The sequence below is a fragment of the Phycicoccus flavus genome (genome assembly GCF_004025965.2).
Lineage (GTDB): Bacteria > Actinomycetota > Actinomycetes > Actinomycetales > Dermatophilaceae > Phycicoccus > Phycicoccus flavus.
Genome location: NZ_SAYU02000006.1, coordinates 1 through 12,543 on the forward strand (window position 1 = coordinate 1; position 12,543 = coordinate 12,543).

The following is a 12,543-nucleotide window of genomic DNA, read 5'->3' on the forward strand; positions in this document are numbered from 1 at the left end:
GGGGCCGGGCGCACCGGGCCGGCTCGGCCGGAAGGTCACGATCTCGACACCACCGGCCCGGTTCGCCGACCCTTGGCCTCCGGGAAGCATCGGGCGTGCTTGACTGTTCTACAGGACGCCATCCGAACAGGGTGGTGACCACGAACCCCGGGCAGACCCCGAGCGAGCCGAGGAGGCCGACGTGAACGCCGCACTGGCACCAAGCCTGACCAACGCAGACCGCTGCGACCGCTGCGGCGCCCAGGCCTACGTGCGGGCTCGCCTGCACGCGGGCGGGGAGCTGCTGTTCTGCGCCCACCACGGCCGGGAGCACGTCCCGGCCCTCGCCGACAAGGCCGAGATCCTCGACGAGAGCGACCGGCTGACCGAGCCCCCGGTGACGAGCGTCGCCGACGACTGATGGAGCGGCTGGGGCAGGACGCCTGGGTCGTCCTGCCGCCCCTCCTCATCGCCCTCGGGATCGTCGGCATCGTCGTTCCCGTCCTGCCCGGCCTCCTCCTCGTGGTGGCCGGGCTCGGCGTGTGGGCCCTCGCCACGCAGAGCGTGGTCGGCTGGGTCGTCCTCGTCCTCGGGCTGCTCGTCGCCGGGACCGGCGCGGTCCTGCAGTACCTCGTCCCCGGCCGCCGGATGCGCGAGCGGGGGGTCGCGACCTCGACGATCGTCGTGGCCGTCCTGCTGGCCGTCGTCGGCTTCTTCCTCGTCCCGGTGATCGGGGCGGTCGTCGGCTTCGTCGGCGGCATCTGGCTCGTCGAGACCGGCCGGGGCTCGGGCCGTCAGGAGTCCTGGGCGCGGACCCGGCACGCCGTCCTCGCGATCCTCCAGGGGTGGGGCATCGAGATGGCCGCGGCGCTCGTCGTCGCCGGCCTGTACGTCGTCGGCGTGCTGCTCAGCTGACGTCGACGAGCTCGCGGTCCGCGCGCTGGCGGGAGCGCACGACGAGCTGGGCGGCGCCTCCGGCGGCGAGGAGGACGGCCCCGGGGACCAGCAGCAGCAGTCCCGGGCCGGGCAGGGGGACGAGGACCAGGCCGAGGACGGCCAGCAACGACCCGGCCGCCAGGGTTCCGGCGGCCACGTGACGCAGGGTCACCAGTTGTTCTCGCGGCGCTCCCAGCGCTCGTCGAGGCGGTCGATGAGTCCGCCGCTCTTGCGGCTCTTGCGGCTGCCGCCCTTGGCGGGGTGCACCTCGCCGTCGCGGACGACGCCGAGGCGGGCCTTGCGGGGCGGGGTGGCGGCGAAGACGGCCGCGGCGACCATGACGGCGAAGCCGACGGCACCGATCCACGGAGTGGTGTTGACCCCGACGAGCACGAGCCCCAGACCGGCGATGACGCCGACGGCACCGATCACCCAGCGCCGACGCTGGAGCGAGGCCAGCCCGCTGCCCTGCATCTGCGAGGCGAACTTCGGGTCCTCGGCCGCGAGCGCCTGCTCCATCTGGTCGAGCATCTTCTGCTCGTGGTCCGAAAGGGGCACGGAACCTCCCGTGGTCGTCCCGGGACGCCAGGTGAGGCGTCCTCGGTGGCTCTGAACCATCAGGATAAATCGCGAGGTCGCCGCACGGAAGCCGATGTGCGAGGTTCGATGAGACTCGCCGGTCGCACGACCCCCGAGCCGAACCGGGCGCGGGCCCGGTCGACGGCCCGGTCGGCGTCCCGCCAGCCGTGCTCGGGCTCCCCGATGACGCCCTGGATCGGGGTCCGGCGCACCTCGAGGAGCCCGGACATCCGCACCCCGACGAGCCGGATCCGGGCCCGTTGCAGGCCGAGAGCGTCGAACAGGCCGACCGCGGCCTCGTGGACCGCGCGGCCGCTGTCGGTCGGCTCGCGCAGGGTCCGGGAGCGGGTGATCGTCGTGAAGTCGCTGAACCTCACCTTGAGGGTGACCGTCCGACCGGTGAGACCGGCGGCCCGCATCCGGCCGGCGGTGCGCTCGCTGAGGGCGAGCAGGTGGCGCCGGATGAGGACGGCGTCGTCGAGGTCGGCCTCGAAGGTCTCGTCGCTGCCGATGCTCTTCTCCCGCTGCTCGCGCTCGACCGGGCGGGGGTCGCGGCCCCACGACAGCTCGTGCAGGTGCCGCCCGGTGGCCGTCCCCATCGCCCGCTCGAGGGTCGCCAGGGGGGTGTGCGCGATGTCGGCGACGGTCCGCAGCCCGAGCCGGACCAGCGACTCCTCGGTGCGGTCCCCGACCCCCCAGAGGGCCGCGACGGGCAGCTGCTGGACGAACGGGACGACCTCGTCGTGGGGCACGACGACCATGCCGTCGGGCTTGGCGAGGTTCGACGCGAGCTTGGCGACGAACTTGCTCGGGGCCACGCCGACCGAGCAGGTGATGCCCTGCTCGTCGTGGACGGTGTCCCGGATCAGCTGCCCGATCGTCGCCGGGCTGCCGAGCCGCCGGACCGCGCCGGAGACGTCGAGGAACGCCTCGTCGAGCGAGAGCGGCTCCAGGTGCGGCGTCACCGACCGGAACGTCTCCATGACCCCGGCGGAGATCGCGGCGTAGAGGTCGTGGTCGGGGCGCAGGACGGTGGCCTGCGGGCAGAGCCGCCGGGCGCGGGACATCGGCATCGCGCTCGTCACCCCGAACCGGCGCGCCTCGTACGTCGCGGAGAGGACGACGCCGCGGGTGCCGCCGCCGACGATGACCGGGGTCCCGACGAGCTCGGGGTGGGACAGCAGGGTCGCCGAGGCGTAGAAGGCGTCCATGTCGACGTGCAGGACGGTGCAGCCGGTGTCGTCGAGCGGCGCCGGGCTGACCCGCTCCGGGAGCGCGAACTGGCGGCGGCTCATCGCCTCCCCCTCCCCCTTCGGCCCCGGACGCCCGGGACCCTCGCGGGGTGCGGGAGTGGGTCAGTCGCGGGTGGCGAGGACGTGGAGGGCGCTGCCGAGGGCGCCGAGCGGGTGCTCCGAGCCGGCCGCGGCCTCCTCGAGCGCGACGAGGGCGGTGCGGTCGGCCTCGGAGTCCAGCAGCGCGGACGGCACGAGGTCGGCGAACATCCGCACCCCCTGGACGTGCACCGGCGTGAGGCCCTGGGCCCGGACGAGGTCGACGACGGCGGAGGAGTCGAAGCGGCGCGGCACGGGGTCGTCCTCGCCCCAGCGGCCGTCGGGACGGGTGAGGACCGCCCGGGCCCGGTCGAGCCGGCCGGCGAGGGCGTTGGTGAGGACGGCGTGCAGCCGCTGGGCCACGACGAGGCTGAACGTGCCGCCGGGGGTGAGCAGCGCGGCGACGGCCCCGACGGCGGCGTCGGGGTCGTCGACGACCTCGAGGGCGCCGTGGAGGCACACGAGGTCGAAGACGGCGCCGGAGGCCCCGGCGTCCCCCGCTCCCCCGGTCTCGCCGACGAGGTCGCGGACGGTGTCGGCGTCGCCCTGGAGGGCGCGGACCCGGTCCTCGACGCCGTGCTCCGCGGCCCGGCGGCGCAGCGAGAACAGCGCGTCCGGGCTGGGGTCGACGACGGTGAGGTCGTGGCCGGCGACGGCCAGCGGGACGGCGGTGCCGCCGGTGCCGCCGCCGAGGTCGAGGACGCGCAGCGGACGCCCGAGGCGCTCGGCGGAGGAGGCGACGTGGGCGTCGAGGACGCGCTGGACCGCGCTCGTCCGCGAGCCCGCCGGCCCGGGTCGCGGGGGTCGGCCACGCTCGTCGGCCACGGTCGGTCTCCTCGTCGGGGGCGGGGTGACGGCGCGGGTGCTGCCGTGGGGCCCACCCTAGTGTCCCGAGCTTCCCGGACTGGCGTGCCACAGCTTGCGCGAGGGCAGCGCGGGGGTGGGCGGCGAGGCGGGCACGACGTCCCCGGGCGGGGTGACCGTGACCGGGCGCGGCAAGCCGCCCGGGTGGTCCAGGACCGGGACGCCCCGGCCGGCGCGCGGGTCGGCCCCGGCGGGCTTGATGTCGGCGTACGGCGACTGCCGGAACCCCGAGGCGTGGACGAGCACCCGGCGCCCGGTGCGCTCGGCGGCCTCCCGGGCGGCGGACTCGGCCGCCTCGGCCCGGGCGCGGGCGTCGGCCTCCCCGGCGTCGACCGCGGCCCGGACCGCCCCGAGCCCGCCGAGCTGCCAGGCGTCCCACAGCCCCGCGAGCTCCCAGGCGCCGGTGGCCCGGATCGAGACGCCCCGGTCGCCGGTGCGCCGCAGGACGCCGCGCACGAGCAGCAGCCAGCTGTGGAAGACGACGCCGGCGTACGGGCCCTGGACGTCCTCGAAGAAGGTGCAGTCCGACGGGCCGGTGCCGTCGTCGAGGGTGAGGAAGACGACCCGCCGGCCGGAGCGCACCGGCGGGGTCTGGGTCGCGACCTTGACCCCGGCGACCCACACCTCGCTGCGGCTGCGGGAGCCGACGAGGTCGCGGCTGCGGGTGACGCCGAACGCGGTGAGCAGCGGCTCGTAGAAGGCGACGACGTGGTCGGACACGTCGAGGCCGAGGACGTCGAGCTCGGCGCGCACCCGCTCCGGGCCGGTCATCTCCGGCAGCCCGGTGCCGGCGACGAGGGTCGGCCGGTCGCCGAGGTCGAGGGTCAGCTGGGTCGGCCGGGCGTCGGCGGGGACGACCTCCCGGGCCGCCTGCGACTGGGCCGCGGCCCGCGCCCGCACGTCGAGGCCGGGGTCGCCGGGGCCCTGCACCTCGGCCACCGCGGAGCGCGGCAGCGTCAGCCGGTGCCCGTCGACCGTGCCGGGGCGCGGCGGGCGCTGCGGCCCGCCGGGACGCGCCCCGCCCGGGTGCGCCGCCGGAGCCGGGCGGCCGGTGCGGCGGGGACCGCGGGAGCGGCCGGTGCCGCGCTCCCAGCGGTCGAGCTCGGCGACGTGGAGCAGCAGGTCGCGGCGGGTCACCCGTCCGCGCCGGCCGACGGCGCTGCCCCCGGCGGTGCCGTGGAGGGCGTCGAACGCCCCGGCGAGGACGAGCCGCTCGGTGACCGGCCGGCTCACCTGGGCCCGGGTCCAGAAGTCGCCGAGGTCGGAGTACGGCTGGCCGGCGACGACCCGCGCGACCTCGGCCTCGCTGATGCCCTTGACGTCGGCGAGCGAGAGCCGGATGCCGTACGGCTGCGGGGTGCGCCGCCAGCCCGCGACGCCGTCGGGGGCGTCGTCCCCGGGGTCGGGGTCGCCGGCGTCGAGGACGGGCTCGATCCGGTAGGTCCCGCGCGAGGCGTTGACGTCGAGCCCGAGCACCGGGATGCCGAAGGAGCGGGCGTCGTCCAGGAGCAGCCGCTTGGGGTACATGCCCGGGTCGTGGGTGAGGATGCCGGCGAGGAAGGCCGCCGGGTGGTGGGCCTTGAGCCAGGCCGAGTGGTACGTCGGCAGGGCGAAGGCCGCGGCGTGCGCCTTGCAGAACCCGAAGGACGCGAAGCTCCTCAGCACCTCCCAGATCCGGTCCCGCTCCTCCGCCGTGTACCCGCGGGCCCGCGCCGCCGGGCGCCACCAGGCCTCGACGTCCTGCTGGCCCTTCGGGGTGCCCATCGAGCGCCGGACCTCGTCGGCCTGGGCCAGGGTGACCCCGGTGGTCTCGGCGACGATGAGCAGCACCTGCTCGTGGAAGACGACGACGCCCTCGGTCTCCTGGAGGGCCGGGACGAGGCTCGGGTGGAGGAAGCGCCGCTCGCGCCACCCGTGCCGGGACTCCAGGAACGGGGTGATCATGTCCGACTTCACCGGGCCCGGCCGGAACAGCGAGATGTCGACGACGAGGTCCTCGAACTCCCTCGGGCCGAGCTTGCCGACGAGCTCGCGCTGGCCGGGGCTCTCGATCTGGAACATCCCGAGGGTGCGGGTGGTGCGGATGAGCTCGAAGGTGCTCTCGTCGTCGAGCGGCACCTGGGTCTCGTCGTCGAGGTCGATGCGCCGCCCGCTCACCCGCTCGACCTCGGCGACGGCGTGCGCCATCGAGGACTGCATCCGGATCCCGAGGACGTCGAGCTTGAGGAAGCCGAGGGTCTCGACGTCGTCCTTGTCGAACTGGCTCATCGGGAAGCCGAGCCAGGACGCCTCGACCGGGGTGCGGTCGAGCATCCCGGCGTTGGACAGCACGACCCCGCACGGGTGCAGCGCGATGTGCCGGGGCAGGCCGTCGAGGGCCTCGACGAGGTCGAAGAAGGCGCCCATCCGCGGGGAGTCCAGGCCGCGGCTGCGCAGCTCGGGGAGGTCGGCGATGGCGTGCCGGGCGTCCTTGGCCCGGACGTGCGGGAACGCCTTGGCGATCTCGTCGACCTCCAGCGGCGGCATCCCGAGCGCGGCGCCGACGTCGCGGACGGCGTGGCGGACCTTGTAGGTGTCCATCATCGACACGCAGGTGACCCGCTCGCCGCCGAAGCGCTCGAGGACGGCCTCGTAGATCTCGGTGCGCCGGGCGGACTCGACGTCGACGTCGATGTCGGGCAGCTCGGCGCGCAGCGGGGAGCAGAAGCGCTCCATGAGGAGGCCGTAGCGGATCGGGTCGACGCCGCTGATCCCGAGGAGGTGGTTGACGAGGCTGCCGGCGCCCGAGCCCCGGGCCGCCACCCGGCAGCCGCGGGCGCGGACGAGGTCGGTGACCTCGGCGACGGTGAGGAAGTACGTCGGGTAGCCGAGCGAGCGGATGACGGTGAGCTCGGCGTCGAGCCGGTCCAGGACGACCTGCCGCTCGGCGTCGGAGGCGCCCGGGTAGCGCCGGCCGACCCCGGCGTGGCAGCGGCGGGCCAGGACGTCCATCGGGTCGGTGCCGGGCTCGATGTCCAGGACCTCGGGCTCGGGGAGGTGGACGGCGCCGATGCCGAGGTCGTCGCGGTCGTGCAGGACGCACTCGGCGGCGAGGGAGGCGGTCATCGCGAGCAGCCGGTCGGCCCGCGCGGCGTCCCCGGAGGTGACGACCAGGGCCCGCTCGCGCATGGCGCCGGTGCCCGCGAGGTGCCCGGCGTCGGTGACCCGGTCGAGGTGGCGGGAGTCCAGGACGACGAGCCGGCGCGCGGCGTCGAGGACGTCGACGGTGCGGACCTGCCCGGGCTCGGCGTGCCGGACGGCGGCGGTGAGGACGGCGGGCACGCCGGCGGCGTCGGCGAGCCCGAGGAGCCGGGCGGCGTGGCTGCGGCAGCCGGGGGTGCCGTCGGGGCCGCCGTGCAGGACGACCTCGACGACGAGCCCGTCGCGCGGCAGCAGCGTCCGCCAGCGCTCCAGCAGGTCGCGGGCCCGGGACTGCTGCCCGGCGAGCGCGGCCCGCCCGACGTCGGAGTCCGGTCCGAGCTGGACGACGAGCCGCGCCGGCCCGTCGCCGTCCACGGCGGCCGCCGCGACGCGGGCCGGGGTGCCGGCCGGGGCGGCCCAGTGGGCGAGGAGGTCGGGGGTCGTCACGGGCACCCCGCGCTCGCCGCGCAGGTGGGTGGCGGTGACGAGCCGGCAGAGGGCGGCCCAGCCCGCCCCGGGGGCCGCTCCCCCGCCGCGGCCGCGGGCGAGGACGGTGACCCGCGGGCGGCGCGGGTCGACGACGGCGCCGCCGCGGACCGGGGTGCGCACCCGGGGGGCCCGCGGCCCCGCGACGAGGTCGTCGACGGCGAGGTCGACGCCGAGGACGGGGTCGAGGCCCACCGCGCCGCACGCCCGGGCGAACCGGACCGCGCCGTACAGGCCGTCGCGGTCGGTGAGCGCGAGCGTGCCCTGGCCGAGGTCGACGGCGCGGGCGACGAGGTCCTCGGGGGTCGAGGCGCCGTAGCGCATCGAGAACCCCGAGGCGACGTGGAGGTGGGCGAACCCGTCGGGAGCGGTCATCGAGGACTCCTCGCGCCGGGTCAGGCCGGGCGGACCGGCGCGAGCCGGCGCCCGGTGCCGTGGACGACCGGGACCCCGAGCCGGGTGGCGACGAGGTCGACGAAGGTCTCGGCGTCGCGGAGGAGGTCGTCGGCCTCGCGGACGCCGACCCGCACGAGCCCGGTCTCGACGCCGACCCGCTGGCCGGTGGCCCCGGCGAACAGCTCCGCCCACTCGCCGAGCTCGGGGGCGGCCCGCGCGGTGAGCGCCCACACGTCGTGCGGTCCGGGGCCGGCGGGCCGGGCCGGGCGGGCGGCGAGCACGGCGGCCGCGGCCCGCAGCGCGGCGAGCGAGGCGGCGAGGTAGCGGGCCGAGGTGGCCGAGGCGGCGTACCCGGAGGTGACGGACTCGCGGGCGCGCTCGAGGAGGTCGAGGGTCGTCGCGGCGTGGGGCATCGGTGGCTGCTTCCTCAGTCGTGGGCCCGCAGGAGGAGCCAGTGGTCGTCGTCGCGGCCGAGGTCGAAGACCCCGGCGGTGCCGGACGGTGGGCGGGCCTCGACCCGCCACACCCGGCGCTCGGTGTCGGGGACGCGCGCGCCGGGGAGGTCCCCGACCTCGCGCCACCAGGCCCGCCGCTCCTGCCAGGTGTCCAGGACGGCGCACACGGCGTAGCGCCGCCCCCGCCACACGAAGGACCGGGGTCCGGGCTCCACGCCGGGCACCCCGCCCGCCCCGTCGTCGCCGGGCGCGGCGGGGGCCGGGGGCCGGGGGCCGCCGCCCTCGTCGCCGGCGCCGGGGGTGCCGGTGTCGACGACCACGGTGACGTCGGGTCGGCCCCACGTCGTGCGCACCGTGACGATCTCGTCGTGTCGGCGGGTCATGGCAACCTCCGGTGGGCAGGACCGACCGCCCGGCGACCCTCGCGGGACCGGTGGACGGGTGACGGATGTTCGAACGCGTGTTCGATCGGGTGTCCACTGTAACCCTCGGCACCGACACCCCGTCAACCCGTTCCGCGCACTCCGCGGACACCGCGTCCGGGCCCTCCCGGGCCCCGCCGCGCGCCCGGATCGAGCCTCCCGGCGCGCCCCGTCCGCGGCCCCGGGTCACTCCCCCGCGGCCGCCCGCTCCCGCGCGACGAGGCGGTGCAGGTGGCGCTGCTCGGGCACGCTCGTCGCGAGCGCGGCCGCGCGCTCCAGCGCCGCCACCGCCGCGGCGTGGTCCCCCGCCGCCGCGAGCAGCTGCCCGTGGACGGCGTGGACCCGGTGCCCGCGGGCGAGCCCGGGGTCCTCCAGCAGCCCGGTGACGACGTCCAGCCCGTCCTGCGGCGAGCCCGCCTCGGCCGCCGCGACGGCCAGCCCCAGCCGGGCCGGCGGGTCGGGCGCGAGGGCCACGAGCATCCGGTAGAGCACGAGGATCTGCGGCCAGTCGGTCGCCTCCCACGCCGCCGCCTCGGCGTGCACCGCGGCGATCGCGGCCTGGAGCTGGAAGGGACCCACCGGCCCCCGCACGAGCGCCCGCTCGACGAGCCCGACCCCCTCCGCGACGAGTGCGGCGTCCCAGCGGGTCCGGTCCTGCTCCGCGAGCGGCACGAGGTCGCCGCGGGCGTCGGTGCGGGCGGCCACCCGGGCGTGGGTGAGCAGCAGGAGCGCGAGCAGCCCCGCGGTCTCGGTGTCGTCGGGGACGGCGGCGTGCAGCTCGCGCGCCAGGCGCACGGCCTCGTCCGCCAGCCGGACGTCGGTGAGCGCCTCGCCGCTGCTGCACGTGTAGCCCTCGGTGAAGACCACCGAGAGCACCTGGCGCACGGCGCCCAGCCGCTCCGGCGTGACGACCCCGGCCCGGGCCGGGAGGTCCGGGGACGCCGCCCGCGCGGCCCGCAGCGTCTCCTTGGCCCGCGCCAGCCGGCGCCCCATCGTCCGCTCCGGGACGAAGAAGGCCGCCGCGACCTGCGCGGTGCTCAGGCCCGAGACGACCCGCAGCGTGAGCGCCACCTGGGAGGCGCGGCTGAGGGCCGGGTCGGCGCACAGGAGCAGCGTCGCCAGGGTGCCGTCCCGCCCGGCCCGGTCCGGGGCGAACGGGTCCAGCACCTCGCCGGGGCCGGTGCGGGCGTCCCGCTCCTCGCGGCGGCGCCGGGCGCTGCCGGAGCGGACGGCGTCGACGAGCCGGCGCCGGGCGACGGTCAGCAGCCAGGCCCGCGGGTCGTCGGGCAGGCCCTCCCGCGGCCACCGCTCGACCGCGGCCAGCAGCGCCTCCTGCAGCGCGTCCTCGCAGTCCTCGGGCGAGCCGTGGCGCCGGACGAGCGCGCCGAGGACGCGGGGCGCCTCCCGCGCCACCACGTCCTCGACGCCGGCGGTCACCGCTCGTCGCCGCCGGGCCACATGGTGGGCCGCAGCTCGACGGTCTCGCCCGGGCCGGAGAAGCGTGCGGCGATCTCCCGCGCCCGCTCCTCGGAGGCGACGTCGACGAGGAAGAACCCCGCGAAGTGCTCGCGCCCCTCGGAGTACGGCCCGTCGACGGCGACCCGCTCGCCGTCGACCCAGCGGTGGAGGCTGGCGCTGCGGGGGTCGCCCAGGGCCTCGCCGCCGAGCAGCTCGCCGGACTCCTGCATCTGGCCCAGGAGGGTCTCGAAGTCGGCGTCCAGCCGCTGCCGCTGCTCGGCCGGCAGGGCCTGGTTCTCGGCGACGAACTCGCCCGTCGGGTGGCCCCAGGGCTGCGGGTTGGAGTGGATGAGGATGACGTACTTCATGGTCCGGTCCTTCCGTGCGGTGGTGCTGTCGTCCGGAGGTCGGAGCCGGCCGCCCCCGGTGCGACATCCCCCGACGTCCCCGTCCCGGCGACCCTAGCGACCGGTCGGCCCCGCGGGGCGACCGGTCGGCGCAGCGGCCGCGGGGCCGACCGGACGTTCCGGGCCCGGCGGCGCCGCGCTCACTACGCTTCCCGCATGACGCCCGAGCCGGCCGCCCCGGCCCCCGAGGACCCGGCCCCGGCCCTCGCACCGCCCCGCGACCTCACGACGCGCCGGGCGGTCTCGGCCGTCCTCGGGACGCTCGCGCTGCACCACGTCCGCCCGGACCTGCGGCAGCTGCCGGACGCGGTGCGGACGGCGAAGGCGGCCGCCGAGGCCCTCGGCGTCACGCCGGCCGAGATCGCCAACAGCCTCGTGTTCACGAGCAGGGACCAGGACGGCACCCTCGCGCCGCTGCTCGTCCTCGCCTCCGGCGGGCACCGCGTCGACACCGGCAAGGTCGCGGGGCTCCTCGGCCTCGCCACCGTCGAGCAGGCCGACCCCGACTTCGTCCGCGAGCACACCGGCATGGCCATCGGCGGCGTCGCCCCGGTCGGGCACCCGCAGCGCATCCGCACCGTCGTCGACGTCACGCTGGGCCGCTACGACCGGGTCTGGGCCGCGGCCGGGCACAGCCACACCGTGTTCGGGACGACCTACGACGAGCTCATCCGGATCACCGGCGGACAGGCGATGGACGTCGCCTGAGCCCGGACCTCCCCCGGGTCCGTCACGCCGGCCCCACCCGCGCGTCCGGCACGTCCCGGACCTCGGGCGGTGCGGGGAAGGAGGCACCGGCGACCTCGCGCCAGGCCGGCAGGAACCAGTCGCGGTTGAACGCGTCCAGCTCCTCGCGGGAGGTCCAGACCTGCACGACCTGCCACCCGCCCTCGACCGCGCCGCTCGCGAAGAGGAGGCGGCCGGGGGGCTCGGGGGCGCCCACCAGCGCGTCGGCGAGCACCTGCTCGTGCGCGGCGGTGCCGCCGGGGAAGAACGCCAGCCGGACGAACGCCACACGTCCACACTAGTGCGGGAGGTCGCTCCGACGGAACGGCCCGGCCCCGTCACCGGCGGGCCCGCGGCGCCGGAGGCTCACAGGCCGAGGGCCTCGTGCACCTCGAGCGTCGCGGTCGAGCGGTTCATCGTGATGAAGTGCAGCCCCGGCGCGCCCTCGTCGAGCATCCGCCGGCCGAGCTCGGTGGCGATCTCGACGCCGACGCGGCGCACGGCCCGGGTGTCGTCCTTGACGGCCTCGAGCCGCTCGACCACCGTCGGCGGCAGCGGGGTGCCCATGAGCTCGGACATCCGCTGGATCTGCCGGTAGCTCGTCACCGGCATGAGCCCGGGCGTCACCGGCAGGTCGCGCCGGGCGGCGACCCGGTCGCGCAGGCGCAGGTAGGTGTCGGCGTCGAACACCATCTGGGTGACGGCGAACGTCGCGCCGGCGTCGGCCTTGCGGACGAGGACGTCGACGTCGTGGTCCAGGTCCGGGCTGTCGGGGTGCACGTCGGGGAAGGCCGCGACCCCGACGGTGAAGTCGCCGAGGCCGCGCACGAGCCGGACGAGGTCCTCGGCGTGCGCGAGGCCGTCGGGGTGCGGGGTCCACGAGCCGCCGACGTCGCCCGGCGGGTCGCCGCGCAGCGCGAGGACGTTGCGGATGCCGGAGTCGGCGTAGTGGCCGACCACGCGCCGCAGCTCGCGGCGGGACTGGTCGACGCAGGTGAGGTGGGCGAGGGGGGTCAGCGAGGTCTCGTCGGCGATCCGGGCGGTGACCCGGACGGTGCGGTCCTGGCTCGTCCCACCCGCCCCGTAGGTCACGGAGACGAAGGCCGGCCTCACCCGCTCCAGGCGCCGGATCGCGTCCCACAGGGACGCCTCCGCGGCGTCGTCCTTCGGCGGGAAGAACTCGAAGCTGATCGACGGCCGGGGCGAGCGCAGCCGGTCCGGGATGGACGCGACGAGGTGCGCGGGACGTCCTCCACCGCCGTGCTGGGCCATGGCGCCGAGGGTACGTCAGCCCCGACGCCGTAGGCTCGGGGAGCCGTCATCC

14 protein-coding genes are annotated in these 12,543 nt (G+C 77.0%); 3 read left to right on the plus strand and 11 right to left on the minus strand.

All coding sequences use genetic code 11. From position 1 onward, the window contains the following. Nucleotides 1-181 precede the first annotated feature (181 nt). Both EPD83_RS03075 and EPD83_RS03080 read left to right on the plus strand, forming a co-directional pair. Nucleotides 182-400, plus strand: a complete 219-nt coding sequence (locus EPD83_RS03075; RefSeq protein WP_128365281.1) for a DUF7455 domain-containing protein — start codon at nt 182-184, stop codon at nt 398-400. After that, the gene (locus EPD83_RS03080; protein WP_128365282.1) at nt 400-894 is read left to right on the plus strand and encodes a DUF456 domain-containing protein; all 495 of its coding nucleotides are present in this window, start codon (nt 400-402) and stop codon (nt 892-894) included. The genes EPD83_RS03075 and EPD83_RS03080 overlap by 1 nt, the downstream gene beginning before the upstream one ends. Here the strand turns inward: EPD83_RS03080 and EPD83_RS03085 are convergent. The 9 genes from EPD83_RS03085 to EPD83_RS20530 all read right to left on the minus strand — a co-directional run bounded on the left by EPD83_RS03085 (nt 887) and on the right by EPD83_RS20530 (nt 10,454). Further along, complete coding sequence (locus EPD83_RS03085; protein ID WP_128365283.1) at nt 887-1,072, minus strand: PGPGW domain-containing protein; 186 nt, start codon at nt 1,070-1,072, stop codon at nt 887-889. The two genes, EPD83_RS03080 and EPD83_RS03085, sit on opposite strands and share 8 nt — an antisense overlap. An 11-nt stretch (nt 1,073-1,083) precedes the next feature. After that, nucleotides 1,084-1,473, minus strand: a complete 390-nt coding sequence (locus tag EPD83_RS03090; protein WP_164896074.1) for a DUF3040 domain-containing protein — start codon at nt 1,471-1,473, stop codon at nt 1,084-1,086. A gap of 59 nt (nt 1,474-1,532) precedes the next feature. Further along, nucleotides 1,533-2,789, minus strand: coding sequence for a DNA polymerase IV (gene dinB, locus EPD83_RS03095; protein WP_128365285.1), 1,257 nt, complete (start codon nt 2,787-2,789; stop codon nt 1,533-1,535). Nucleotides 2,790-2,849: 60 nt separating this feature from the next. After that, nucleotides 2,850-3,650, minus strand: coding sequence for a class I SAM-dependent methyltransferase (locus EPD83_RS03100; RefSeq protein WP_128365286.1), 801 nt, complete (start codon nt 3,648-3,650; stop codon nt 2,850-2,852). Nucleotides 3,651-3,707: 57 nt separating this feature from the next. Then, nucleotides 3,708-7,730 carry a DNA polymerase III subunit alpha gene (locus EPD83_RS03105; protein ID WP_128365287.1) on the minus strand — a complete coding sequence of 1,341 codons (4,023 nt, stop codon included), beginning with the start codon at nt 7,728-7,730 and terminating at the stop codon, nt 3,708-3,710. 20 nt (nt 7,731-7,750) lie between these two features. Continuing rightward, complete coding sequence (locus tag EPD83_RS03110) at nt 7,751-8,164, minus strand: SAV_6107 family HEPN domain-containing protein (protein ID WP_128365288.1); 414 nt, start codon at nt 8,162-8,164, stop codon at nt 7,751-7,753. A 14-nt stretch (nt 8,165-8,178) separates the two neighbouring features. Further along, complete coding sequence (locus tag EPD83_RS20525) at nt 8,179-8,589, minus strand: DUF6504 family protein (RefSeq protein WP_235950312.1); 411 nt, start codon at nt 8,587-8,589, stop codon at nt 8,179-8,181. 225 nt (nt 8,590-8,814) lie between these two features. Continuing rightward, nucleotides 8,815-10,065 carry an RNA polymerase sigma factor gene (locus tag EPD83_RS03120; RefSeq protein WP_128365289.1) on the minus strand — a complete coding sequence of 417 codons (1,251 nt, stop codon included), beginning with the start codon at nt 10,063-10,065 and terminating at the stop codon, nt 8,815-8,817. Further along, nucleotides 10,062-10,454, minus strand: a complete 393-nt coding sequence (locus EPD83_RS20530; RefSeq protein ID WP_128365290.1) for a YciI family protein — start codon at nt 10,452-10,454, stop codon at nt 10,062-10,064. Before EPD83_RS20530 ends, EPD83_RS03120 begins: the two co-directional genes overlap by 4 nt. 195 nt (nt 10,455-10,649) lie before the next feature. On the opposite strand from EPD83_RS20530, the gene EPD83_RS03130 reads away from it, so the two are divergent. After that, nucleotides 10,650-11,201 carry a YbaK/EbsC family protein gene (locus tag EPD83_RS03130; protein ID WP_128365291.1) on the plus strand — a complete coding sequence of 184 codons (552 nt, stop codon included), beginning with the start codon at nt 10,650-10,652 and terminating at the stop codon, nt 11,199-11,201. 22 nt (nt 11,202-11,223) lie between these two features. Here the strand turns inward: EPD83_RS03130 and EPD83_RS03135 are convergent, their stop codons facing one another. Then, complete coding sequence (locus tag EPD83_RS03135) at nt 11,224-11,508, minus strand: hypothetical protein (RefSeq protein WP_128365292.1); 285 nt, start codon at nt 11,506-11,508, stop codon at nt 11,224-11,226. Between the two features lie 77 nt (nt 11,509-11,585). Beyond that, nucleotides 11,586-12,491 (minus strand): methylenetetrahydrofolate reductase [NAD(P)H], encoded by a 906-nt coding sequence (metF, locus tag EPD83_RS03140; protein WP_128365293.1) that lies wholly within the window; start codon nt 12,489-12,491, stop codon nt 11,586-11,588. Nucleotides 12,492-12,543: the final 52 nt, after the last annotated feature.

Excerpts from the sequence above, each read along its gene's own strand:
- EPD83_RS03080 (WP_128365282.1), top strand. The coding sequence starts at position 400 with ATGGAGCGGCTGGGGCAGGACGCCTGGGTCGTCCTGCCGCCCCTCCTC.
- dinB (WP_128365285.1), bottom strand. The coding sequence starts at position 2,789 with ATGAGCCGCCGCCAGTTCGCGCTCCCGGAGCGGGTCAGCCCGGCGCCG.
- EPD83_RS03105 (WP_128365287.1), bottom strand. The coding sequence starts at position 7,730 with ATGACCGCTCCCGACGGGTTCGCCCACCTCCACGTCGCCTCGGGGTTC.
- EPD83_RS03110 (WP_128365288.1), bottom strand. The coding sequence starts at position 8,164 with ATGCCCCACGCCGCGACGACCCTCGACCTCCTCGAGCGCGCCCGCGAG.
- EPD83_RS20525 (WP_235950312.1), bottom strand. The coding sequence starts at position 8,589 with ATGACCCGCCGACACGACGAGATCGTCACGGTGCGCACGACGTGGGGC.
- EPD83_RS20530 (WP_128365290.1), bottom strand. The coding sequence starts at position 10,454 with ATGAAGTACGTCATCCTCATCCACTCCAACCCGCAGCCCTGGGGCCAC.
- EPD83_RS03130 (WP_128365291.1), top strand. The coding sequence starts at position 10,650 with ATGACGCCCGAGCCGGCCGCCCCGGCCCCCGAGGACCCGGCCCCGGCC.
- metF (WP_128365293.1), bottom strand. The coding sequence starts at position 12,491 with ATGGCCCAGCACGGCGGTGGAGGACGTCCCGCGCACCTCGTCGCGTCC.